Origin of the sequence: Nonomuraea sp. NEAU-A123, from assembly GCF_018603905.1 — a bacterium.
Classification (GTDB): domain Bacteria; phylum Actinomycetota; class Actinomycetes; order Streptosporangiales; family Streptosporangiaceae; genus Nonomuraea.
Map to the genome: position 1 here is coordinate 140088 of NZ_JAHFZZ010000007.1, position 24341 is coordinate 164428.

Sequence of the window (24341 nt, forward strand, 5' to 3'; positions counted from 1 at the left end):
TGGCTGTCATTGACGACGCAGAACGTACCCGACGTAGGAGAACAACACGAGAATGGCAACCCCCAGGCGCGCCAAGTTCGCGTATTCCTCCGGGTAGATCACGCCTTCGATGTAGTGGTCGATGAAGCCGGTGGGTGGGAGCCCCTGGAGGCCGGCGCTGCGGCGCCCCCAATCCTCTACGACCGTAAGCGGGCACTCTACACCTGTGGTCAGCGAGATCACGCCCCAGGTCACGACCGCGAGATGGGCCCAGATCGTGCGCCGCCAGCGCCATGCGACATACCCGCCCACGGCCATGTAGACCAGGAAGGCGAAGTGCACCACCATCGCGGCATCCGCGATGAGGCGATACATCATGGTCTGACGGTAGCCGCCTTCCAGGCGTCGACGATGCCGTGACCGTAGAAACCGTTCTTGGACTTGCCGCCCTCGCAGGTCTGCTTGTCGCTCTCGCCGAAGACCTCGTAGGTGAACGTGCGCGGTGACGGGCACGCCTTGTGGTCGGCGGTCTTGTACAGGAGCTTCTCGACCGTGGCCGGGGAGAGCGCCACACCGCCCTTGCCGGACTTGCCGAAGCGGCTGATCAGGATCGCGGCGACACCGGTCGCGTGCGGGGACGCCATCGAGGTGCCGTCGAGGTACTGGTAGTAGGAGCAGGTCCCGCCGGTGCAGGAACGGACGACGTTGGTGCTCTTCGGCTTGCCCGACTTGTCGAGCATCCCAGTACGGCGGAGCACGGACTCAGGGGCGGCGGCCAGGACCGACCTGGTGGCCGAGATGCCCTTGCCGTCCGACGCGTCACCGCCGGGTGCGGACAGGTCGTTCTGCTCGATCCCGTAGTCGCTGTAACTGGCCTTGCGGCCGGACGGGCCCACGGCGGAGACCGAGATGACGCCCTTGGACTCGGCGGGCACGTTGATGCAGGAGTTGTCGACCTTGCGGGTCTTCTCGTCGCCGCGCGGGTAGCCGGGGCTGCTCGTGTCCACCTTGGGCCGGCCCAGGTCGGTGGAGCCGTTGCCGAGCGCGGAGATGAGCGTGACGCCCTTCTTGCGGGCGTAGTCGAGTGCCCGCTGCATGCCGGTGATGATCGCGCGCTGCTGCAGCTGCTGCTTCTTGCTGTCGGCCTTGTTGTGGGCGCAGTTGAACAGCCACGGGTCGACGTAGTAGCTCATGTTCACCACGTCCACGCCGATGTCGGCCGCGTACGTGAGCGCGTCGAGGCTGGGCTTGAGGAAGAAGAACCCGGAGTCCTGCCCCGCCCTGATGTTGACCAGCTGCACACCCGGCGCCACGCCCGCGATGCCGATGTGGTTCAGCGGGGAGCCGATCGTGCTGGCCACGTGGGTGCCGTGGCCCTCGTCGTCCTCGTCGACCGGGTCCTTGCAGCTCGCCACCTCACAGGGGCCGTCAAGGGTGTCGCCGTTCTCGTCCTTCGGCTTGTCGGTGACGAAGTTGCGGCTGAGGGCGCGGTTGAAGTTCGGGGCTATGTCTGGGTGTTTGCCGTCGATGCCGGTGTCAATGACGCCGACGAGCACCTTCTTGGTGCCGGGCGCCTTCTTGTTGGCACGGTCGGCGCCGATCATCTTCATGTCCCATTGGCGGCCGGCGAGCGGCTCCCCCGCGACGCCCCTCATGGCCGACGCGTCGGGGAACGCCCGCGGCACCAGCGAGCCCCGGACACCGGACGCGAGCGCGCCAACGCCCGTCATGGTGTGGTCAGCGGAGGCGCCCGTCACACTGCCGTTACCGGAAGCGAGCGCGCCCGACGTGCTCCGGGCACCGGACGCGCCCACGGCCGCTGCGCTCGGGGCGCTGGCGGCGGGCGTGGTCGGAGCGCTGGCGGCGAGCGTGGGCGCGAAGCCGATTTCGCGGTCGGTTGTGACGCCCACGACGGACTGGTCTGAGCCGAGGGCGTCGACGAACGCGTCGCCGCCGCCCTTGGCCAGGACATAGCCGAGCTTGGTGTCGGTGGTGACGATGTGGCCGCCCGCGTGCTCGACGGTGGCGAGCGCCGCACGCTCCCGCCCGTCGGCGTAGAAGACGAGGTACTCCTTGTCCGGCCCCGCGTCCAGCCCCGACTTGAGAGCCGCGGGAGCCCCGGAAGGCGCGCAGGACGCGAGCGAGACTGCCACGGCCAAGGCCGTCAGGCCCGAGGCGAATCGCCTCATTATTCCCCCATCCACCGCGTCACCCCAGAAACTGCATCTTCCCGACACCAGTCGCCCGATGCAACTTTGTCGCAAAATTTCGGTCTTTGTGGGGCAAAATTGGTCAGCTCTGTGAAGCGTGTTGAATCAGGCGAACGTTCTTGAGCGCCACGAGCAGCCCCGCGCCGAGCAGCAGGATCGGCACCAGCCAGGCGAACACCCCGGTGACCGCCCCCGAGAACGCGACCTGAGTGGCGTGCCGCGCCGCCTCCGGCAGGGCCTGGATGGCCTCGGGCGTGACCGACGCCTGCCCTGCCCCCAACCGGCCGCTGAACACGGCGCCCAGCACCGAGACTCCCACGGCCCCGCCGATGCTACGTGCGAAGGTGACCGCCGAGGTGGCCGCTCCCCTGTCGGCGGCGGGCGTGGTCGTCTGCACGGCCAGGAGCAGGTTCTGCAGCACCATGCCGAGCCCGGCGCCGAACAGCACCATGTACGCGCTGGAGGCGAACGTGCTCGTGCTGAGGTCCATGGTCGAGAACAGCGCCGCCGCGACGGCCGCGAGCAGCGTGCCCGTGACGATGAACCACTTGTAGGTGCCGAGCCGGGTGACGAACTGCCCGACGAAGGTCGACGAGACGATCATCCCGATCATCAGCGGGAGCAGCAGCAGCCCGGAGTTCGAGGCGGTCGCGCCGGTGGCGAGCTGCAGGAACAGCGGCAGGAACGTGGCCGCGCCCAGCATGGCCGTGGCCAGCAGCGTCACCGCCGCCGCCCCGAGCGTGAACGTCCTGTCGCGGAACAGCCTCAACGGCAGCACCGGCTCCGCCGCGGCCCGCTCGACCAGCACGAACAGCACAGTCAGCAGCACCGCCCCCGCGCCGAGCCCGATGATGAGGGGCGAGGACCAAGCGTACGAGGTGCCGGCCCAGGAGGCGAGCAGCGTCAGGCAGGTGAGGACGCCGGAGATCAGCGCGGCCCCGAGCCAGTCCACGCGGTGCGGCGACGTGCGGCGCGGCAGCCGCAGCACGGCGAAGGCGACGGCCAGCGCGATGGCGCCGAGCGGCAGGTTGATGTAGAAGATCCACCGCCACGAGACGTGTTCGGTGAGGTAGCCGCCGATGATCGGCCCGGCGATCGAGGCCACGCCGAAGACGGCGCCGAAGATGCCCTGGAACTTGGCCCGTTCGCGCGGTGTGGCGATGTCGGCCGAGATCGTCATGGTCAGCACCATGAGCCCGCCCGCGCCGATGCCCTGGAAGGCCCGGAACAGGATGAGCTGCGTCATGGACTGCGCGACCCCGCACAGCGCGGAGCCGATGAGGAACAGCACGATGGCCGACAGGTAGAGGCGCCGGCGGCCGTACATGTCGCTGAGCTTGCCGTAGAGGGGCGTGGCGATGCCGGCGGTCAGGGCGAACGCCGTGACCAGCCAGGAGAGGTTCGCCAGGCCGTGGAGCTCGCCCACGATGGTGGGCATGGCGGTCGCCACGACCGTCTGGTCGATGGCGGCCAGGAACATGGTCAGCATGAGCGAGCCCATGCTGATCCAAAGATTCCGTTGTGGTGGGGACTCGGGGACGGTTGTCGATACCATGACTGGACTCCGTGCTTCTTTCGCGAGGGCAGGAGGAATCGGCGGCGATCGGGGGTGCCACCCCGGTCGCCGCTCACTGTGGGTTGTGTATGGGTCAGAGTCCGCGTTCGAGCAGCGTGAACGCCTCGTCGAGCAGCTCTTCGACCGGCTCGCCCGCGTCCAGCGACTCCTGGATGGCCGAGATCATCGCCCCGAACGACCCGACGACCAGCAGCCTGGCGTGCAGCCCGCTGGTGACGCCCGGCCGCCGCCTGACGATGTCGAGGGTCTTCTGCATGACCTTCGACTGGTCGGCGGCCCTGACCTTGGCGGACAGCTCCGGATGGCGGTTGTGCAGCTCAATGAACGGCTGCATCTCCTCCCACACCGGCCGCTTCCGGACGCCGAGCTCCTTCGACACCGCTTTCAGGGACTGGAAGACCGGCTCGTCGTCGGGTCGGGCCTGGAGCAGCTCCACCACCTCTTCGGGCTGCCAGACGGGCTCCATGACGAGCGCCTCTTCCTTCGAGGCGAAGTAGTTGAAGAACGTGCGCGGCGAGATGTCGGCCGCCGCGCTGATGGCCTCCACGGTCGCGGCCTCGGGCCCACCGTCGAGCGCGATCTGGACGGCGGCCCTCCGGATGGCCTGCCGCTTCTCACGCCGACGCCGCTCCCGCCGCTCCTGCGGACTCTCCATACCGTGCACTCTACGCAAGACTTGCACAGTCTGCAATGGTTACACGGAATGCAAGACTTGCGGGCTATGCAAAGGAGCAGGCATGGTCAAGAGTACGCACGTCACGGTGCCCGGCCCCGTAAACCGCAGGAGCGTGCCCCTGGACGGAGCCCGGCCACGTATGGCGGGTGGGGCCCACCGGGCTGGCCGTAAAGGAGAAGCGGGTTGAAAAGGAAGCGCCCGCCCGGGCGAGCCGGACGGGCGCTTCTGGAAACGCGGTAGAACGGACGGATCAGACGAGCGGCCGCGCTGTCGGCAGGATCGGGTACGGCAGGGACGTCTCGCCGGAGAGGAAGCGGTCCACTCCGGAGGCGGCCGCGCGGCCTTCGGCGATCGCCCAGACGATGAGCGACTGCCCCCGGCCTATGTCACCCGCCACGAAGACCCCATCGACCTTGGACATGTACGTCTTGTCGCGAGAGACATTTCCGCGCGCGTCGTAGAAGCCGTCCCCGCCGACGTCGGCGAGGTCCTGGAGCAGCGCTCCCTTCTCCGGGCCGAGGAAGCCCATCGAGAGCGTGACGAGCTCGGCCGGGATCTCCCGCTCGGTGCCCGGGATCGGCTTGAAGCCGTGCTGCGGCCCCTCGACCTCGACCAGCCGCAATGCGCGGATATTTCCGGACTCGTCGCCGACGAACTCGGTCGTCGAGACCGCGTACACCCGCGCGCCCCCGCCATCCTCCAGCTCCTCGTGCGCGCTCTCCATCTTGAACAGGATGGGGAACGTCGGCCACGGCTGGCCGCCGGCCCGGACGACGGGCGGCCGCGGCATGATCTCCAGCTGGGTGACCGACTCGGCCCCCTGCCGGATCGCGGTGCCGATGCAGTCGGCCCCGGTGTCGCCGCCGCCGATGACCACGACGTGCTTGCCCTTGGCCGAGATCGGGGACTCGCCGAGGTCGCCCTCCTGCACCTTGTTCGACAGGGGCAGGTACTCCATCGCCTGGTAGACGCCGCCCAGCTCGCGCCCGGTGATCGGCAGGTCGCGCCACTGCGTGGCCCCGCCCGCCAGCACCACCGCATCGAACTCGGCGCGCAGTTGCGCCGCCGTGATGTCCACGCCGACGTTCACGCCGGTGCGGAACTCGGTGCCCTCGGCCCGCATCTGGTCCAGGCGCCGCTCGATGTGGCGCTTCTCCATCTTGAACTCGGGGATGCCGTAACGCAGCAGGCCGCCGATGCGGTCCGCGCGCTCGAACACCACCACGTCGTGGCCCGCCCTGGTGAGCTGCTGGGCCGCGGCCAGCCCGGCGGGACCCGAGCCGACGACCGCGACCTTCTTGCCCGTCTTCACCAGAGCCGGCTGCGGGGTCACCCAGCCCTCGTCGAACGCGCGGTCGATGATCTCGACCTCGACGCGCTTGATCGCCACCGGGTCGGAGTTGATGCCGAGCACGCACGCCGCCTCACACGGAGCCGGGCAGAGCCGGCCGGTGAACTCCGGGAAGTTGTTCGTGGCGTGCAGCCGCTCGATCGCCTCCCGCCAGTCGGTGCGGTAGACGAGGTCGTTCCACTCGGGGATGAGGTTCCCGAGCGGGCACCCGTTGTGGCAGAACGGGATGCCGCAGTCCATGCAGCGAGCCGCCTGCTTGGTCAGCTTTTCCTGGGAGAAGTCCTGGTAGACCTCCTGCCAGTCGCCGATGCGGACGTCGATGGGGCGGCGCTCGGGCAGCTCCCGGTCGTGCGTGAGAAAACCCTTGGGGTCAGCCATCGGTTACGCCTCCCTTAACCCTGAACCGCGGCGGCCATGACCGCCTCGTCGATGTCCCGGCCTTCGATGCGGGCGGCCTCGGCCGCCGCCATGGCCCGCTTGTAGTCGATCGGCATGATCTTGCCGAACCGGGCGAGCGCCGCGTGCCAGTCGGCGAGCAGCTCCTTTGCGATCGGCGAGCCCGTCTCGGCGAAGTGCTTCTCGACCGTCTCGCGCAGGAACTCGCCGTCCTCTTCGGTGAGCTCCTCGATGGCGACCATCTCGCGGTTGACCCGCACCAGGTTGAGGTCGAGCAGGTAGGCGATGCCGCCGGACATGCCCGCCGCGAAGTTGCGTCCCGTCGGGCCGAGGACGACCGCCTTGCCGCCGGTCATGTACTCGCAGCCGTGGTCGCCGACGCCTTCGACGACCGCGGTGGCGCCGGAGTTGCGGACGCAGAAGCGCTCGCCGACGACGCCGCGGATGAACGCCTCTCCGGACGTGGCGCCGTAGAGAGCGACGTTGCCGGAGATGATGTGACCGTCGAGCGGAGCCTCCTCGTGCGGCCGCAGAGTGATGCGCCCGCCGGAAAGGCCCTTGCCCAGGTAGTCGTTGGCGTCACCGGTCAGCCGCAGCGTGATGCCACGCGGCAGGAACGCCCCGAAGGAGTTGCCCGCCGAGCCGGTGAAGCCGATGTCGATCGTGTTCTCGGGCAGGCCCGCGCCGCCGTACCGCTTGGTGACCTGGTAGCCGAGCATGGTGCCGACGGTCCTGTTCACGTTGCGGATCGGCAGTTCCAGCGTGACCGGGGTGCCGTTGTTCAGGGCGCCTTCGGCGAGCTGGATCAGCGTGTTGTCGAGCGCGTGCTGCAGCCCGTGGTCCTGCTCTACCGTGCGGCGCAGCGGGGTGCCCGCGGGCAGCTCCGGCTGATGCAGGATCGGCGACAGGTCGAGGCCGTTGGCCTTCCAGTGCTCCTCGGCGGCCGACACGTCGAGCAGCTCGACATGCCCGATCGCCTCTTCCAGCGAACGGAAGCCCAGCTCGGCGAGGTATTCGCGGATCTCCTCGGCGATGAACTCGAAGAAGTTCACCACGAACTCGGGCTTGCCGGTGAAGCGCTTGCGCAGCTCGGGGTTCTGCGTGGCGACTCCCACCGGGCAGGTGTCGAGGTGGCAGACCCGCATCATCACGCAGCCGGACACGACCAGCGGAGCGGTGGCGAAGCCGTACTCCTCCGCGCCGAGCAGCGCCGCGATGACCACGTCGCGGCCGGTCTTGAGCTGGCCGTCCACCTGCACCACGATGCGGTCGCGCAGCCCGTTGAGCAGCAGCGTCTGCTGCGTCTCCGCCAGGCCGAGCTCCCACGGCGCGCCCGCGTGCTTCAGCGACGTGAGCGGCGAGGCGCCGGTGCCGCCGTCGTGCCCGGAGATGAGCACCACGTCGGCGTGCGCCTTGGACACGCCCGCCGCGACCGTGCCGACTCCGACCTCGGCCACGAGCTTGACGTGCACGCGCGAGTCGGGGTTGGAGTTCTTCAGGTCGTGGATGAGCTGGGCCAGGTCCTCGATCGAGTAGATGTCGTGGTGCGGCGGCGGCGAGATGAGGCCGACGCCCGGCGTGGAGTGCCGGGTCTTGGCGATCCACGGGTAGACCTTGTGGCCGGGCAGCTGGCCGCCCTCACCGGGCTTGGCGCCCTGGGCCATCTTGATCTGCAGGTCCGCGGCGTTGACCAGGTATTCGCTCGTCACGCCGAACCGGCCCGACGCCACCTGCTTGATGGCGCTGCGCCGCGTCGCGTCGTGCAGGCGCTCCGGGTCCTCGCCGCCCTCGCCGGTGTTGGACTTGCCGCCCAGCCGGTTCATCGCGATGGCGAGCGTCTCGTGCGCCTCCATCGAGATCGAGCCGTACGACATGGCGCCGGTGGAGAACCGCTTGACGATCTCGGAGACCGGCTCGACCTCGTCGATCGGGACCGGGGTCCGCCCTTCCTTCAGCCTGAACAGCCCGCGCAGCGTCATCAGCCGCTCGGCCTGCGAGTCCACCAGGCCCGTGTACTCCTTGAAGATCTCATAGCGGCGCGTGCGGGTGGCATGCTGCAGCTTGAAGACCGTCTCGGGGTTGAACAGGTGCGGCTCGCCCTCGCGCCGCCACTGGTACTCGCCGCCGATCTGGAGCCCGCGGTGCGCGTTCGGCACCCTCGGGTAGGCGTGCGCGTGCCGCCGGGCGGCCTCTTCGGCCAGCACGTCGAAGCCGACGCCGCCGAGCCGCGAGGTGGTGCCGGTGAAGCAGGCGTCGACGACCTCCTGGCTCAGGCCGAGCGCCTCGAAGATCTGCGCACCGGTGTAGGAGGCCACGGTGGAGACGCCCATCTTGGACATCACCTTGATGACGCCCTTGCCGTAGGCCTTGATGAGGTTCCGTACGGCCTTGTGCTTGTCGACCTTGAGCGCCCCGGTGTCGACCAGGTCCTCGACGGTCTCGATGGCCAGGTACGGGTTGACCGCGCCCGCGCCGTAGCCGATGAGCAGCGCCATGTGGTGGCACTCGCGCGCCTCGCCGGTCTCGACCACGAGACCGATCTTGGTGCGGGTCTTCTCCTGGATCAGGTGGTGGTGGACCGCTCCCGTCAGCAGCAGCGACGGGATCGGCGCCAGCGTGTCGGACGAGCCGCGGTCCGACAGCACGATGATGCGGGCGCCGTTGGCGATCGCCTCCGACGCCTCGGCGCGGATCTCCTCCAGCCGGTGCAGCAGCGCCGCGCCGCCGCCCGACACCTCGTACAGGCCGGAGATCACGTGCGGGTGGAAGCCGGGCAGGTCATGCTCGTCGTTGATGTGGATGATCTTGGCGATCTCGTCGTTGTCGATCACCGGGTACGGCAGGACGAGCTGACGGCACGATGTGGGCCCGGGGTCGAGCAGGTTGCCCTCAGGCCCGAGCACGCTGGCCAGCGAGGTCACCAGTTCCTCACGGATGGCGTCCAGCGGCGGGTTCGTGACCTGCGCGAACAGCTGCGTGAAGTAGTCGAACAGCAGCCTGGGCTTCTCGCTGAGCACCGCGACGGGCGTGTCGGTGCCCATGGAGCCGATCGGCTCGGCGCCGACCCTGGCCATCGGCGACAGGATGATGCGCAGCTCTTCCTCGGTGTAGCCGAAGGTCTGCTGCCGCTTGACGAGCGCCTCGTGCGTGGGGATCTCCCGCTGCCGCGCCGGCAGCTCCTCGAAGCGGACCAGGCCGGCGTGCAGCCAGTCCTCGTACGGCAGGGCGGCCGCGAGCTCGGCCTTGATCTCGTCGTCCTCGATGATCTTGCCGCGGGCGGTGTCGATGAGGAACATCCGGCCGGGCTGCAGGCGGCCCTTGCGCACGACGTCCTCGGGCTTGAAGTCGAGCACGCCCGCCTCGGAGGCCAGCACGACCAGGCCGTCGGCGGTCACCCAGAAGCGGCCCGGGCGCAGTCCGTTGCGGTCGAGCACCGCGCCGGCCAGCGTGCCGTCGGTGAAGGTGATCGACGCGGGGCCGTCCCACGCCTCCATCATCGAGGAGTGGAACTCGTAGAAGGCCCGCCGCGCGGGGTCCATCTCGGTGTGGTTCTCCCACGCCTCGGGGATCATCATCAGCACGGCGTGGGGCAGGCTCCGGCCGCCGATGTGCAGCAGCTCCAGGGCCTCGTCGAAGGATGCGGTGTCGCTGCCGTCTGGATCGCAGATCGGGAAAAGTCGCGACATGTCGCCCGGGATCTGGGCGGATTCGAGCATCGCCTCGCGGGCCCGCATCCAGTTGCGGTTGCCCTTGACCGTGTTGATCTCGCCGTTGTGGGCGATGTAACGGTACGGGTGGGCCAGCGGCCAGCTCGGGAAGGTGTTGGTGGAGAAGCGCGAGTGCACCAGCGCGATCGCGGTCTCGTAACGCTCGTCCGACAGGTCGGGGAAGAACGGCTCGACCTGGTCGGGGGTGAGCATGCCCTTGTACACGATCGTCCGGGCGCTCAGCGAGGGGAAGTAGACGTCCACCTCGTGCTCGGCCCGCTTGCGCAGGCAGTACGCCAGCCGGTCCAGCTCCAGCCCCGACTCACCGTTGGGGCCCGCCACGAACAGCTGCGTGAAGTGCGGCATGACGGCCCTGGCGCTCGGCCCGGGCAGCGCACGGTCGACCGGCACCTCGCGCCAGCCCAGCACGTTCAGGCCTTCCTCGGCGGCGATCTCCTCGATCATGCGGAAGGCGATGTCGCGCGCCTCGCCGTCGAACGGCAGGAAGGCCATGCCGACCGCGTAGTGGCCGGCCTCGGGCAGCGCGAAGCTAACGTTCGTGCGAAAGAAGGTGTCCGGGATCTGGGTCAAGATCCCGGCTCCGTCGCCTGTGTCAGGCTCGCTACCCTTGGCCCCCCGGTGATCTAGATTGCACAGCGCCGTCAGCGCCTTCACCACGATCCCGTGCCCGCGGCGGCCGGCGACGTCGGCCACCATGGCGACACCGCAGGCATCATGCTCGTTGGCGGGGTGGTAGAGGCCCTGGGGCTCGGGGAACCCGAGGTGGGCAGCAGGCATTGAATCCCTCCCGTCGTCATCGTCTGTCAAGAACTGCTCTACAGGCGGGGACGACGTTGGCCCTGCTGCGTGTGCGTAGAGGTTACAACACCCTGCCGGAATAGTTCCCGCCTGGTCTGCATTGCGAACATTGGCGACAATCCCGACATCCGGACTGCTATGTCCCAAACACCGGACCGGTGGCCCGGAATTCCCTCGATAGGGTTGGACCATGGACCGTGACGGGGTGGAACGCCTGCTCGACGAGGCCGGAGTCGACGGCAGGCGGCTGCGGCACGCCCTGACCCTCCTCTGCGACGGGCAGTGGTGGACCCTGTCCGACCTGGTCAGGGAGACGGCCACGTCCCGGCGGACGATCGAGGCGCTGCTGCGCGAGGTCTTGGTGGAGCGCTCTGGCGACAGGTTCCGGGTGCCGCTCGCGCACACGCCCGACTTCCAGGACCTGCTGGCCATGGCCCCGCCGCCGGCGGATCCGGTGGCCCACCTGCTCCCCCACTACGCGGCGGTGCTCGAGCGGCTGCGCCGCCTCATCGACGAGGCGCCCCGCGCCCGCCACGCGCTGGACCACGTGGCCGCCACCCCGGAGACCGTGCTGCGCAGGGCGTTGCTGCTCGGCGCCCGCTTCTGGCTGCGGGGCGCGAAGCTGCTCTGCGTGGGCGACCACGACCTCACCTCGCTCGCCGTCAAGCTGGTCCACCCCGAGACCGACGTCACGGTGGTCGACGTGGACGAGCGCATCCTGGCCTACCTCGACGCCCAGGACCTGGGCGTACACACCCTCTGGGCCGATCTGCGGGTGTCGCTGCCACCGTCGGCCCGCGGCCACGACCTGGCCCTCACCGACCCGCCGTACACACCGGAGGGGGTCGGGCTCTTCGTGGCGCGCGCGGTCGAGGGGCTGAAGGACGACGGGCGGGTCCTGCTGGCGTACGGGGCGAGCGAGCGCACCCCGATGCTCGCCCTGAAGGTCCAGGACTCCCTCTCCGCGCTCAACCTCACGTATGAAGCTATTTACCCAGATTTCAACCGTTATTTTGGGGCGGAAGCCATCGGCTCCGCCGCCGACCTCTACGTCCTGCGTCCCACCACCAAGACCCGCCCCGCCGTCACCGCCCGCCTCGACCGTCTCACCACCGCCATCTACACCCAGGGCCCCCAGTCGATCGAGTCCACCGGCTCCCCGGCGGCCGACGGTGGACCTGGCGCGGCGTTCGAGGCCGACCTGCTGGTGGGCGACTGGCCGAAGGAGCTGCCGCAGCCGCGGGTGAAGTTGTCCACCTGGCTGGCCAAGCCCTACGCCGCCGCGGTGGAGCGGGTCGCGATCGCGCTGCCCGCCGGTCTGGAGGCTGCGCTCCCCCGCGTCCTGCTGGCAACGCGCGCTGCCCGGGTGCGGGTCCTGCTGTCCGCCCCGCCTTCCCTCCCGGACGCCCTGAGGCCCGTCTACGAGCTGACGTCCGACGGCGGCATCCTGGACGCGGTACGACTCCCACAGCCGATCGGTGACGAGGCCGCGGTGCTGCGGCGGATCCTCGACAACGGGCACGGCAAGCTGGCCAACACCTGGCGCGAGGGGCTCATCGCGGTGGCCCGTTCCCAGGGCACCACGCTCACCAAGAACGACGCCCGCTCCCTCATCCGCCAGGCGGCGCCCTGGGCCGAGGGCGTCACCCCGCTGGAGACCCCCCTGCACCGCCTCGCCGACCTGCCCACCACGGTCTCCGCCACGGTCACGGCCCTGTCCAAGACCACCTGACCCCGGCCCGCACCCACGCGTCAGGTCGCCGCGACCACGCGTTTCTGGATGATGTGACCGAGCCCGTCGAGGGCGAGGAGCTGCGACACCAGGTCCCCCGTCTCCCCGGGCCGCACCGGTCCCGCCCAGGCGACCGTGACGTAGTGGCCGAGCGCCCTGGCCTGCGCGCGGCTGTGCTCGGCGTCGAACGGGACCGCCTGCCGGACGAAGCCGTCCTTGGAGAGCGCCTTCACCAGCGCGTTCGCCGCCCGCCCGTCGGTGAGGTTGAAGATGACGAACTGCCCCGCCCCCGAGTCACCCGTGTACGTGGCCCGCAGCGCCTGCGTGCAATTCGCCGCCGAGGCGCCCCAGAGCGCGTCTTCGCAGTCGGCGAGCTGCTCAGCCGACTCGCGGCGCAGCGGGCCGAGCGTCTCCGTGGCGGGCGTGAACACCTCGCCCACGGTCAGCGGAGCCGCGTCGCGCTGCCGGGAGTCGATGACCGAGTAGAGCGCCGAGGTCGGCTCGCCGCGGAAGGTGGCCGGCCGGGGCTGGGGTCGCAGGAACAACAGCCAGCCCCCCACGGCGAGCACCGCCAGCACGGCGGCGCCCAGCGGGATCGCGACGCGGGCCCGCATCAGGACGCCGGCCCGGTGATCGAGACGACCCGGCGGTAGACGGCCTTCTCGGCCCCCCTGAGCGTCAGCGACAACGAGACGAAGTCGTCCTTCGTCGTCGGGTCGAGGCCGTCGGCCCGGCCGATCCAGACCAGCCCGACGTAGTGGCCCAGGGCGTAGCCGCCGCCCTCGGTATAGCCTCCCGGCGGGAAGGCGGTCTTGCCGGTGCCGAGCGGGCGCGCCCAGCCACCCCGGTAGAGGGTCTTGAGCGACTCGACCAGCTCGCCGGCGGCCTGGCCGTCGCGCAGGTTGAGCAGGGTGTACTGGCCGATGTAGCGGCCGTCGGCGCTGGTGTAGACACCGCGGGCCGCCTGTACGCACTCGCCGTCGGTGACCAGTTCGAGGAGTTTCTCGCCCCATACGGCGGCCGAGCAGTTGGCGTCGAGCTTGCTGCCGGCGAGCTTGAGCGTGAGCTTCTTCTCCCCGGTGAGCGTCTTCTGCCCGAACACCTCCTTCTCGGTGAGCGGCGCACGGTCCTTGGCCCGGTCGGCGATCGGCTGGAACAGCTTGGGCGAGGCCCAGCTGTGGTAGACCTCCGGCAGTGCCGAGTCGCCCTGCAGGATGGCGGAGCCTTCCCGCTGCTCGGGTGTGTACTCGCCCAGCGAAGCCACGACGGCGACCAGCGCGAACGCCCCGGCCAGCACGCCCAGCACCGACGAGATGATCACGATGAGCTTCTGCTGCTTGGGCTGGAGTCCCAAGTGGGTGAGCAGGGGGAATTCCCAGTCGGAGCGTGGGGGGCGCCGGCGCTTGCGGGTCGCCGTTCGGGGAGCCGTCACAGACCAACAGCCCCGATCAGGTTGCCGAGCCCGAACGTGAGCCCGGCGGCCACCACGCCGACGATGAGCTGCCGCAGCCCGGAGTACAGCCAGGAACGCGCGGTCACCCTGGAGACCAGCGCGCCCGCCCCGAACAGCGCCAGGCACGAGACGATCGCCGACACCCACAGGCTCGTCACGCCGAGCAGGTACGGCACCAGCGGCAGGAACGCGCCCACGCCGAAGGACAGGAACGACGAACCAGCCGCCACCTTGGGCGAGGGCAGGTCGTGCGGGTCGACGCCGAGCTCGCTCTGGGCGTGGATCTCCAGGGCCTGGGCGGGGTTCGCGGAGATCTGCCGGGCCACCTCGGCGGCCAGCTCCGGCGTCACGCCCCTGTTGACGAAGACCTGGGCGAGCTCTTCCTGCTCGGCCTCGGGGTGGCGTTCGAGCTCGCCGCGCTCGACGGCGATCTCGGCCAGGGCCAGCTCGCGCTGGCTGGCCACCGAGACGTACTCGCCGCCGGCCATCGAGAAGGCGCCGGCCGCCAGCCCCGCGATGCCCGCCAGGGAGATGATCTTGGTGTCGGCGGTGCCGCCCGCGACACCGGCGATGAGCGCGAAGTTGGACACCAGTCCGTCCATCGCCCCGAACACCGACGGCCGCAGCCAGCCGCCGGTGACGTCACGGTGCCGGTGGTGCTGCTCCGCGCCCTCGCTCATCGCGAGTTCTTCTCCTGTTGAACGGCTTCGGGGGTCTCCTTCTGCGCCGCGACCGCTTCGTCGTCGCTTACGGACTCCTCGTCCGCGCGAACCTCCGGAGATTCGGCGCGCACGACCTCAGGCTCCGAAGCGTCCGCGGGGGCCTCCTGTACGACCTCAGGCTCCGAAGAAGCGTCCGCGGGGTCCTCCGGTACGGACGCGGGGTCTTCCGGTACGGACGCGGCTTCCGACCGTACGACCTCAGGGTCAGGGGTGTCGTCCGTATCCCCTGCCACCGAAGCGGCGGTGGCGCCGTCGTCCGAGTCGGCCTGGTCGGCCCCGTGGGCCGGATCCGGGCCGGCCGGATCGCCGCCGGCCTCGCGTTCGACGGCCGGGAGGATGAACTCCTCGTTGTCCTTGTTCCTGGTCGCCCAGAAGTAGATCAGCGCTCCGATGAACACCACGATCGAGGTCCACTGGTTGAGCCGCAGGCTCAGGAACGTCACCGCGTGGTCCACCCCGCCGACCGGGTCGATCCGCAGCCCTTCGATCCAGAACCGCCCTAGCGTGTAGCCGGCCACATAGAGGGCGAACAACCGCCCATGGTGCAGCGCGAACCGCTTGCCCGCCCAGAGCAGGGCGAAGCCCAGCAGAAGATCCCAGATCGACTCATACAGGAACGTCGGGTGGTAGAGCACCCCCGGCTCGCCCCCGTGCATCTGGTCGATCTCCAGCCCCCACGGCAGCGTGGTCGGCCCGCCGTACAGCTCCTGGTTGAACCAGTTGCCCCAGCGCCCGATCGCCTGCGCGAAGGCGATGCCGGGCGCCACTGTGTCGGCCACCGCGCTGAGGGACAGGCCCCGCTTGCGGCAGGCGAGCCAGACGCCGACGCCGCCGAGCGCGATCGCGCCCCAGATGCCCAGCCCGCCTTCCCAGATGAACAGGGCCTTGTAGGCCGGCTTGATCGCGCGGTCGCCGAAGTAGGTCTGCCAGTCGGTGATGACGTGGTAGAGGCGTCCGCCGATGAGCCCGAAGATCACCGCCGGCACCGAGATGTCGATGATCGTGCCCTTCTGGCCACCGCGAGCGCGCCAGCGGCGCTCGCTCAGCCAGACGGCGAAGATGACACCGAGCACGATGCACAGGGCGTAGGCCCGGATCGGCACGAATCCGAGATACCAGACCCCTTGGGAAGGGCTGGGAATCGAGGCAAGGGGCATGTCAGGTGAGGGTAGCGGAAGCGGGACTACTTGGCCGCCTTCGTGACCGCATCGCGAAGATCCTTTGGCGTGAAGACGACGTTGTTGTCCATGGCCGTGCCGTTCAGCTTGACGGTCGGCGTGCCCTGGAGCTTCTGCTCCTTGTTGACCTTGGCGCTGTAGTCGAGCTGGGCCTGGGCATTCTTCTGGCTGGTGATGCAGGTGTCGATGCCCGGCGCCGTGGCTCCGGCCGCCTTGGCCCAGGTCACCAACTGGTCGGCCTTGAAGCCCTCGACCGTCTCGCTGGGCTGGTTCTTGTAGAGCAGGTCGTGGAAGGCGAGCCACTGCTTGCCGTCGGTCATGCAGCGGGCCGCGGCGCCGGCGCGCACGGAGTTGGACTTCGTCGGCTCGGTGCTGAAGATGGTGATGGGGTGGTAGACGACCTTGGCCAGGCCCTCGGCCGCGAGGTTCCGGAACGTGCTACCGCTCACCTCCTCCATCTGCTTGCAGGCCGGGCACTGGAAGTCCTCGTAGATGTCGATCACCGGCTTGGCGACCCCGCTCTTGGCCATGACGACCGAGCCGTCGGACTGCACCGTGGTCGGCGCCGTGTCGCCGGCCTGCTCCGCCTGCGACTTGCTGGCGGCGTACCAGGCGCCGAGACCGACCGCCGCCACCGCGACCACGCCCACGGTCATGTAGGTGACGACTCGTTTGCGCTGCTCCCGCGCGCGCTCGGCGGCCTGCTGCGCTCTGATCTTCTCCCGCGCGGACTTCGCGCGCTCCCCCTTGCTCATCACGCGCTCCCCCTTGCCCATCCTCAGCCCATCTCCTCTTGACCGTGAACGCCTGGTCCGTGATCGTCTTGTCGGTAAACGCGCTCGCCACCCGCCAGCCCGAGCGCCGAGTCGAGCGCGAAGTGCCCCGGCGCGAAGCGCACGGTCCAGGCGCCGAGCACCACAAGACCGAAGTCGCGCAGGATGTCGAGCAGGTAAGCCGGCTGCTGCCCCGCCCCCAGTTGGCCGCCGCCGCCGAAGCAGCCGCAGTCGATCCGCAGGCCGTGCGCCCACGCCCAGGCGATGCCGAAGACGAAGGCGAACATGAGCAGCGCGCCGATCACCCCGGCCACCCTGGTCATCAGGCCGACGACCAGCAGCACCCCGACCACGATCTCCAGGATCGGCAGGCCGTAGCCCACGGTCGTGGCGAGCGAGTCGGGCAGCAACTGGTAAGCCTTGACCGCCACGACGGAGTCGGACGGATTGCCGATCTTCAGCCAACCGGCCGCGATCAGCACCCCGCCCAGGACCAGCCGGGCGACGGTCGTCACCCAGGGTACCGCTGTGCGGACGTTACGTGACGGTTGCGACGCGACCACGGCTAGTGCTCCTCTTCCTCTGCGCTGGAAAGCGCACAGTACCGGGAACTCATCTGACCACGCCCGGGATAAGACTCGGCTAAGACAGTTTTCGCGTACTCCAGCCGTACGCGATGCTCACTAAACCGACGTTACCCGCAGCTCAGCCTGGCGGCTGCCCAGTCCGCATGGTCATTACCGTTGCCGTCGCCACCGTCGCCCACCACGAGGTCCACGTAGCGGGCGCCGGTGAGGTCGGCGGTCAGTTCGTAGGCCGGGTCGGCGGCGCGCAGCACCGGGCTGTGTGCCTTGACCACCCCGTCGGCGACCACGCTGTACTCCACGGAGCCCCTGGTGGCCTGGACGTCGTCCACGCCGACGGAGGCGGTGAAGGCCGTACACCGGCCGCCGAGGTAGTAACGGACGTCGGCGGGCGCGTGCGTGCCCAGCCCCTTGGCGAACGTCTGCCCGCCGATCACGATCGGCGTGCCGTCGGCCGCGCCGAGGTCGCCGTTGGAGCGGTCGCGTTCGACCGGCCCCCAGCCGTTGGCGGCGCTGACCCACTCCAGGTCGCTCGCCCAGGCGTCGGCGGCGGGCGGCGGCGGCAGCGTCCGCACCGTCGCCACCGCCTCGAGCGACTTGGCGGCCCCCGCCGCCGTGTAGACGGCACTGGCCTTCAGTTCGTAGGTGTCGTAGGGCGCGTCCGCGGGCGGCGTCACCTTCCAGGTGGTCACCAGCTTGCCGCCGGGCTCCACGGTGCCGGTGCCGGCCCCGGCGACGTCCCATCCCTGAGGTACGGCCAGCGTCACCTTGACGTCCTGGGCCGCCACGTCCTCCAGGTTGACGAACGTGGTGGTGACGTCGGAGGCCGCCCCCTGCTCGAACGCGGGTGAGGCGGGCACCACGTCCAGCGACCCGCACGCCTGGGCCTCGGGATCGGCCCCGAGGTCCTTGACGGCGAAGTCGTCGAGGACGAAGTCGGCCCCGGCCTGCTCGGCCAGCAGCGACCGGAGCCCGACCCAGACCTCGCCGCAGCCCGCGACGACCCGCTCGGCGAACCTGCCCGTGGTCCGCCGCTCGGGCACCGGTGTCCGCCGGGTCTCGACGCTGGAGCTGCCCTTGTCGTAGCCGGTCACCCAGACATAGGCGCCGGCCAGGGCGCTCTGGTAGCCGAACGACACCTCGTAGGCGTGTCCCGGCTCGAAGCGGACGGTCTGCGGCACCGTCCGGTAGACCAGCCCCTGCCGCTCCTCGTGCGCCTTGAGCGACCAGTCGCCGCTGATCACGTCGTCGACGGTCTTGCCGTTCCAGCCCGCCTGCGTGTACGGCTCGTGCCGCTCCGCCAGGTGCGTACGGGCGTCGAACGCGCCACCGGCGTCACCCTTGACGAACGGGCCCCACCCCGGCTCGGCGGACTCGAACGTCTCGGTGTCGCCGGCCGGGTCGCTCCTGATGAGCCGTACGTCGTCCACCCGGACCTTCGCCTCCCCGGCGGCGGCGGTGATCCGCAGCGTGACGGAGTCGCGCGGCGCGGTGAAGGCGACCTTGACCCGCTGGAAGTAGGTGTCGTGCTTCTCGTCCGAGGCGATGTAGTTCTTCGCCGTCGAGCGCTGGATCGTCCCCTTCTGCCCACCGGCCTCCAGGGTGGTCTGCCTGGCTTGCCCGGGTTCGACCTCGACGAAGGCCGAGGCGGTGTAGGCGCGTCCCGGCTGGAGGCCGGTCAGCCGCTGCTCCAGCCGGGCCTGCGGCCCACCGCCGAGCAGGGCCATGCGCTGGCCGCGCTCGTTCCGCTGGATGCTCACCGGACCGGTGACCTGCCAGTCGCGCAGTCCGTCGCCGTTGAAGCCGGGATCGCGGACGCCGCTCCCCTCGCCCCACCGGGGCGCGGACCGGGCGGGCGCCTTGCCGGGGTAGAGCACGTACGGCACTCCCGCCTCCGCCCGCAGAGTGATCTTGCCGTCGGCCGGAGTGGCGACGCCCACCCGCACCCGCCCCTGGTCGGTGAGCTTGTAGACGGTCAGCGGCCGGGTGGCGTCCCAGGTGGTGGTGCCTCCGGCCGGGTTGTAGTGGTAGTACCTGCCCTCCCACGGCAGCAGGTACGTGCCGCCGTCGAGCACCTTGTGACCGCCCGCGAACAACTGGCGCCTGCCGTCCACCAGCCTGCCGCGCACGCCGCCGGTGAAGACGATCTCGTCGGTGTTCCAGTCGGTGATCTGGTAGTGCTGCAGGTACTTGGCCGGCAGGTTGTGCTCCCAGATGTTGCGGTAGAAGGCGGTGAAGTCGTTCTCCGCGGTCCAGCCCTCGAACTCCACGATGCGGGCGTTCCCGAGGATCGGGTGGGCGTTCCAGACGTCCTTCTCACCGTTGCGGATGAACCGGATGATCTGCGAGTTCAGCCCCTTGTTGGTGGCTCCGCCGTAGTTGAGGTCGTTGGCCCAGTGTGACCAGAGCGACGAGCGCTCCAGCTTGTCGGCCCATTCGGTGGCCACCTGCCAGCCCTGCCCGCGCAGCTCGGTGAGCAGGCGGTCGGCGACCCAGCCGTGCGGGCGGTACACGTCCACGTACAGGACGGCCAGGTTCCTGTCGGTCTCGGCGCGGAGCTGCTGGAACCGCTTGGCGAGGGTGCCCCTGGTCAGGTCGCCGCGCTGGTCGATCAGGTACGACTGGTCGAGCCAGTTCCAGCCCTTGGTGTCCTTGTTGACGAGCTGCTCGCTGAAGTTCTTGGCCTCGGGGTAGGACTCGGTGGCGTTGACGTGCACGCCGAAGGTGGCGTTCCACTCCTTTCCGGTCTTCAGCAGGGTGTTGAGGTCGGCCAGACCGCCGGCGCGCTTGTTGTAGTTGCCGCCGTAGTCGGGGTGGGCCGAGTCGTGGCCCTCCGACTGGTAGCCCTTGAGCAGGGCGAGCTGGCCCAGGCCGTCGGTGGCCAGCGAGATCCGCTTGACGTCGTCGAGCGTGCGCAGGAACGGGTGGGTGGCCTGGCTGGAGAAGTTGAACGGGATGTGCGCGATCACCCGGTCCTTGGTCCGGTCCGCGCCGGGCGCCTTGACGCCGATGCTCCTGAACGCGACCGCCCCGTCCTGCCAGTCGAGGGCGCCGTCACCGTTGGCGTCGGGGCTGACCACGACCTTGGCCCACGGCAGGTCTTCGGTGAAGGGCGCGCCGGTGCCCCGGTAGGTCCACTGGCCGCTCCACACGCCCACCCTGACCCGGCCGCCGTCCTCCTGCCTGGCCTGGTGCCAGAAGCGGGCCGCGTCCTTGTCGGTGATGCCGGAGGGGCGGTCGTAGGTGGAGTTCGACTCGACGGCGGCGGCCAGCGAGCCGGTGTTGACGATGGCGTACGAGGCGCCGATCGGGGCGGCGTCGGGCGCGGTCCGCGGGGTGACGGCGGCGAAGACGTCGGCCGTACGGGTGGAGTTGGGGTCGAGCCTGGTGAACGCGGTCGCGGCGCCCGGCTGGTCGCTCGACACCGACACCAGGTCGTGACCCGGCAGGTCGATCGTGTTGACCCGGAACGCCTCGGTGTCGGTGACCGCGTCGATCGCGAAGGTCGTCACCCGGCCCTTGACCCGGATGCTGGCGTCCAGCGTGACGCCCGCCTCGACGGTCAGCCGGTAGCGGGCCGAAGCTCCGTCGGTGCCGCGCAGGGCGACCGTGGCCTGGTACGGCGTGCCGTTCAGCACCACGCCGGGCAGCGCGGTGCTGCCGTCGAGCACGGCGCCGCTCGCCTTGTCGGTGTAGCGCAGGATCCTCGGGAAGGCCGGGTCGAGCTCGACGGCCAGTTGCCCGGAGGAGATCGTGACGGGCTCGGCCACGGTGGTGGGCTCGGGGGCCAGGTTCTGCTGCGTGGGGGGCGGAGGCGTGGGGCCGGTGGGCGACAGGTCCGGCGAGGGCAGCTCGTAGGTGGGCGTGGGCTCGGGCGTCAGGCCGGCCGCGTCGCTTTGTGCGGGAGTCGCCTGGATGCGGATGGCTTGTGCGGGAGCGGCCAGAGCGACGGCCGATAAGGCGAGGGCGGCCACCAAGATAACCGGACGTCGACGCATATATGTCCTTTCAAAGGTATGCGTCGCACTGGGTGTGGCCCCGACCCCCACACCCGCCGCCGCGACACGCGCTATGGACCGACGCCAGAAATACTGACACTTGTCCGGTTGCGAGTCGCGGGATTTGACAGAACCGGTTAGGCGCGGGAGCGGACGCCTTCGGCCATCTCGCGGGCCAGCACGGCGATCGACTCGCGACCCGCGGCCTCGTCGGGAGCGTCGAGCATCCGGCGGATGAACGCCGACCCCACGATGACGCCGTCGGCGTAGCCGGCCACCTCGGCCGCCTGCTTGCCGGTGCCGACGCCCAGGCCCACGCAGACCGGCAGCGCGGTGTGCGCGCGGGTGCGCTTGACCAGATCCTCGGCCGCCACGTTGACGGTCTCCCTGGCGCCCGTGACGCCCATCAGGGAGGCCGCGTAGACGAACCCGGTGCAACAGTCGACGACGGCCTTGATGCGCGCCTCGGTGGAGCTGGGCGCCACCAGGAACACGGTGTCGATGCCCGCCGCGGCCGAGGCCGCCCGCCACGGCTCCGACTCCTCCGGCGTCAGGTCGGGCGTGATCGTGCCGACGCCGCCCGCGTTGGCCAGGTCACGCGCGAACCGCTCGGCGCCGTAGCGGTCGATCGGGTTCCAGTAGGTCATGACCAGCGTGGCCGCGCCGGTGGCGGCGACCCCCTCGACCGTCCGCATGACGTCGGCGATCCGGGTGCCGTTGAGCAGCGACCGGTGCACGGCGTCCTGGATGGTCGGCCCGTCCATGAGCGGGTCGGAGTAGGGCAGACCGATCTCGATCACGTCGCAGCCGGCCTCGACCAGGGCGGCGGCCGCGGCGACGGCGCCCTCCTTGGACGGGAAGCCCGCGGGCAGGTAGCCGACGAGCGCGGCCCGGTTCGCCGCCTTCGCCGTGGCGAAAACCGTCTGAAGAGTAGTCATGATCGTCCGTTCTCAGTGGTCGAGGGCCGCATCGCCGCCGTCCTTGCCATGGTGCCATCGGCCGCTGTGCTCGGGCATCTTCCAGAGCCGGTGCGGCGCGAACCCCGGGCCGTCAGAGGTTGAAGTACTTCATCGCCGTGCCCATGTCCTTGTCGCCGCGCCCCGAGAGGTTGACCAGGATGGTCGCCTCGGGCCCCAGCTCACGGCCGAGCTCCAGCGCGCCCGCCAGGGCGTGGGAGGACTCGATGGCCGGAATGATGCCCTCGGTCCTGGCCAGCAGCGAGAACGCCGCCATCGCCTCGTCGTCGGTGACCCCGTGGTAGGTCGCCCGCCCGCTGTCCTTGAGCCAGGCGTGCTCGGGCCCGACGCCCGGGTAGTCGAGGCCGGCCGAGATCGAGTGCGACTCGATGGTCTGGCCCTCCTCGTCCTGCAGGACGTAGGTGCGCGAGCCGTGCAGCACGCCGACCGAGCCGGCGGTGAGCGTGAGCGCGTGCTCGCCGCTCGCCAGGCCGTGGCCGGCCGCCTCGTAGCCGTGCAACTGGACGCCCTCGTCGCCGATGAAGGCGTGGAAGATGCCGATCGCGTTGCTGCCGCCGCCGACGCAGGCGCAGACCGCGTCGGGCAGCCGGCCGGTCAGCTCCAGCATCTGACGGCGGGCCTCGACGCCGATGATGCGCGCGAAGTCGCGCACGATCTCGGGGAACGGGTGCGGGCCGGCGACGGTGCCGAACAGGTAGTGGGTGGTGTCGACGTTGGTGACCCAGTCGCGGAACGCCTCGTTGATGGCGTCCTTGAGCGTCTGGGAGCCGTTGCTCACCGGCACCACCGTGGCGCCGAGCAGCTTCATCCTGGCCACGTTGAGCGCCTGGCGCTCGCAGTCGACCTCGCCCATGTAGATGACGCACTCCAGGCCGAGCAGGGCCGCCGCCGTGGCCGTGGCCACGCCGTGCTGGCCCGCGCCGGTCTCGGCGATCACTCGCTTCTTGCCGAGCCGCTTGGTCAGCAGCGCCTGGCCGAGCACGTTGTTGATCTTGTGGGCGCCGGTGTGCGTGAGGTCCTCGCGCTTGAGGATGATCCGCGCGCCGCCGGCCTGCTCGCCGAAGCGCGGCACCTCGGTCAGCGTGGTCGGCCGGCCCGCGTACGTACGCAGCAGGTGATCGAACTCGCGCAGGAACGCGACGTCGTTCTTGGCCTTCTCGTAGACCGCGGCAACCTCGTCGAGGGCCGGGATGAGCGCCTCGGGAACGTAGCGACCGCCGAAGATGCCGAACTTGCCGTGCACGTCGGGGTCGTTGCCGTAGGCGCCGTTGCCCGCCAGGTCGGCGGCGGTGAGGATGGTGCCGTCGTTTGCCACTGCTATCCCTCTGCTCCGTGGTCGGGGCGCGTCGCGGGGTGGGCGCCGGCGGTCACCAGCGCCTCCACGGCCTTGCGTGGATCCTTGCCGGTGACCAGGCTCTCGCCCACCAGGACGGCGTCGGCGCCGACCCGCGCGTAGGCGAGCAGGTCATGCGGACCTCGAACACCCGACTCCGCGATCTTGAGCACATTATCGGGGACCTTCGGCGCCAGCTTGGCGAACACGTCGCGGTCGACCTCAAGTGTTTTCAAATTGCGGGCGTTGATCCCGATGATCCGGGCGCCCGCCGCGACCGCCCGCTCCAGCTCCTCCTCGGTGTGCACCTCGACCAGCGGGGTGAGCCCGATGGACTCGGCCCGCTCGATCAGCGACACCAGGGCCTCCTGCTCCAGGCAGACCACCATCAGCAGCGCCAGGTCGGCCCCGTGGGCCCGGGCCTCCCAGAGCTGGTAGGAGGTGAGGATGAAGTCCTTGCGCAGGATCGGGATGTCGACGCGGGCGCGGACCGCGGCCAGGTCCTCGAGGCTGCCGCCGAACTTGCGCCGCTCGGTCAGCACGCTGATGACGTGGGCGCCGCCCGCCTCGTAGTCGGCGGCCAGCGCGGCCGGGTCGGCGATCGCGGCCAGCGCGCCCTTGGACGGGCTGGAGCGCTTCACCTCGGCGATCACCGAGATCCGGTCGCCGCCGAGCGCGGCGAACGCGTCTTTGGGCGCGGCAGCCCGGTCGGCCCGCTGCTTGAGCTCGTCAAGCGACACGGCCTGCTGACGGGTGGCGAGGTCGGCGCGCACCCCGTCGAGGATGTCGTCGAGGACGCTCGGCCCTTCGGTCCGCTCACTCACGCGCTTGGGGTCCCTCCGGTCGGCAGTTGGGGGCGGCAGAGAGTTCGCATCGC

At 70.1% G+C, this 24341-nt stretch carries 17 protein-coding genes; 1 reads left to right on the forward strand and 16 read right to left on the reverse strand.

The window, feature by feature from the left end:
• Positions 1-6: 6 nt before the first annotated feature.
• The 6 genes from KLK06_RS22815 to gltB all read right to left on the reverse strand — a co-directional run bounded on the left by KLK06_RS22815 (position 7) and on the right by gltB (position 10693).
• Positions 7-357, reverse strand: a complete 351-nt coding sequence (locus KLK06_RS22815; RefSeq protein ID WP_214637605.1) for a DUF2784 domain-containing protein — start codon at positions 355-357, stop codon at positions 7-9.
• Positions 354-2168, reverse strand: a complete 1815-nt coding sequence (locus KLK06_RS22820) for a S8 family serine peptidase (RefSeq protein WP_214637606.1) — start codon at positions 2166-2168, stop codon at positions 354-356. The genes KLK06_RS22815 and KLK06_RS22820 overlap by 4 nt, the downstream gene beginning before the upstream one ends.
• Positions 2169-2271: 103 nt before the next feature.
• On the reverse strand, positions 2272-3678 hold the full coding sequence (locus tag KLK06_RS22825) for an MDR family MFS transporter (RefSeq protein WP_214637607.1): 1407 nt from the start codon (positions 3676-3678) through the stop codon (positions 2272-2274).
• A 160-nt stretch (positions 3679-3838) separates the two neighbouring features.
• Positions 3839-4420 (reverse strand): TetR/AcrR family transcriptional regulator, encoded by a 582-nt coding sequence (locus tag KLK06_RS22830; RefSeq protein WP_214637608.1) that lies wholly within the window; start codon positions 4418-4420, stop codon positions 3839-3841.
• A 271-nt stretch (positions 4421-4691) separates the two neighbouring features.
• Positions 4692-6170 carry a glutamate synthase subunit beta gene (locus KLK06_RS22835; protein WP_214637609.1) on the reverse strand — a complete coding sequence of 493 codons (1479 nt, stop codon included), beginning with the start codon at positions 6168-6170 and terminating at the stop codon, positions 4692-4694.
• Between the two features lie 14 nt (positions 6171-6184).
• On the reverse strand, positions 6185-10693 hold the full coding sequence (gene gltB, locus KLK06_RS22840; RefSeq protein WP_214637610.1) for a glutamate synthase large subunit: 4509 nt from the start codon (positions 10691-10693) through the stop codon (positions 6185-6187).
• Between the two features lie 211 nt (positions 10694-10904).
• Here gltB and KLK06_RS22845 point away from each other — a divergent pair, with 211 nt between their 5' ends.
• Positions 10905-12446, forward strand: coding sequence for a bis-aminopropyl spermidine synthase family protein (locus KLK06_RS22845; protein WP_250905871.1), 1542 nt, complete (start codon positions 10905-10907; stop codon positions 12444-12446).
• A gap of 20 nt (positions 12447-12466) precedes the next feature.
• Here KLK06_RS22845 and KLK06_RS22850 read toward each other — a convergent pair whose 3' ends face one another.
• The 10 genes from KLK06_RS22850 to trpC form a co-directional block, all read right to left on the reverse strand.
• Positions 12467-13060: a hypothetical protein gene (locus KLK06_RS22850; RefSeq protein WP_214637611.1), complete on the reverse strand. Its 594-nt coding sequence runs from the start codon at positions 13058-13060 to the stop codon at positions 12467-12469.
• Positions 13060-13878, reverse strand: coding sequence for a hypothetical protein (locus tag KLK06_RS22855; RefSeq protein ID WP_214637612.1), 819 nt, complete (start codon positions 13876-13878; stop codon positions 13060-13062). Before KLK06_RS22855 ends, KLK06_RS22850 begins: the two co-directional genes overlap by 1 nt.
• Entirely contained in the window at positions 13875-14579 is a 705-nt protein-coding gene (locus tag KLK06_RS22860; RefSeq protein ID WP_214637613.1) for a VIT1/CCC1 transporter family protein, read from the reverse strand. The genes KLK06_RS22855 and KLK06_RS22860 overlap by 4 nt, the downstream gene beginning before the upstream one ends.
• Positions 14576-15778 carry a prolipoprotein diacylglyceryl transferase gene (gene lgt / locus KLK06_RS22865; protein ID WP_214637614.1) on the reverse strand — a complete coding sequence of 401 codons (1203 nt, stop codon included), beginning with the start codon at positions 15776-15778 and terminating at the stop codon, positions 14576-14578. Before lgt ends, KLK06_RS22860 begins: the two co-directional genes overlap by 4 nt.
• Before the next feature lie 26 nt (positions 15779-15804).
• Positions 15805-16554 carry a thioredoxin domain-containing protein gene (locus KLK06_RS22870; protein WP_250905872.1) on the reverse strand — a complete coding sequence of 250 codons (750 nt, stop codon included), beginning with the start codon at positions 16552-16554 and terminating at the stop codon, positions 15805-15807.
• A 23-nt stretch (positions 16555-16577) separates the two neighbouring features.
• Positions 16578-17087, reverse strand: coding sequence for a MauE/DoxX family redox-associated membrane protein (locus KLK06_RS22875; protein ID WP_214637616.1), 510 nt, complete (start codon positions 17085-17087; stop codon positions 16578-16580).
• 179 nt (positions 17088-17266) lie between these two features.
• Positions 17267-21154, reverse strand: a complete 3888-nt coding sequence (locus KLK06_RS22880) for an endo-alpha-N-acetylgalactosaminidase family protein (RefSeq protein WP_214637617.1) — start codon at positions 21152-21154, stop codon at positions 17267-17269.
• Positions 21155-21291: 137 nt separating this feature from the next.
• Positions 21292-22092 (reverse strand): tryptophan synthase subunit alpha, encoded by an 801-nt coding sequence (trpA, locus tag KLK06_RS22885; protein ID WP_214637618.1) that lies wholly within the window; start codon positions 22090-22092, stop codon positions 21292-21294.
• Between the two features lie 112 nt (positions 22093-22204).
• Complete coding sequence (gene trpB, locus KLK06_RS22890) at positions 22205-23410, reverse strand: tryptophan synthase subunit beta (RefSeq protein WP_214638037.1); 1206 nt, start codon at positions 23408-23410, stop codon at positions 22205-22207.
• Between the two features lie 38 nt (positions 23411-23448).
• Positions 23449-24288, reverse strand: coding sequence for an indole-3-glycerol phosphate synthase TrpC (trpC, locus tag KLK06_RS22895; RefSeq protein ID WP_214637619.1), 840 nt, complete (start codon positions 24286-24288; stop codon positions 23449-23451).
• Positions 24289-24341 lie beyond the last annotated feature (53 nt).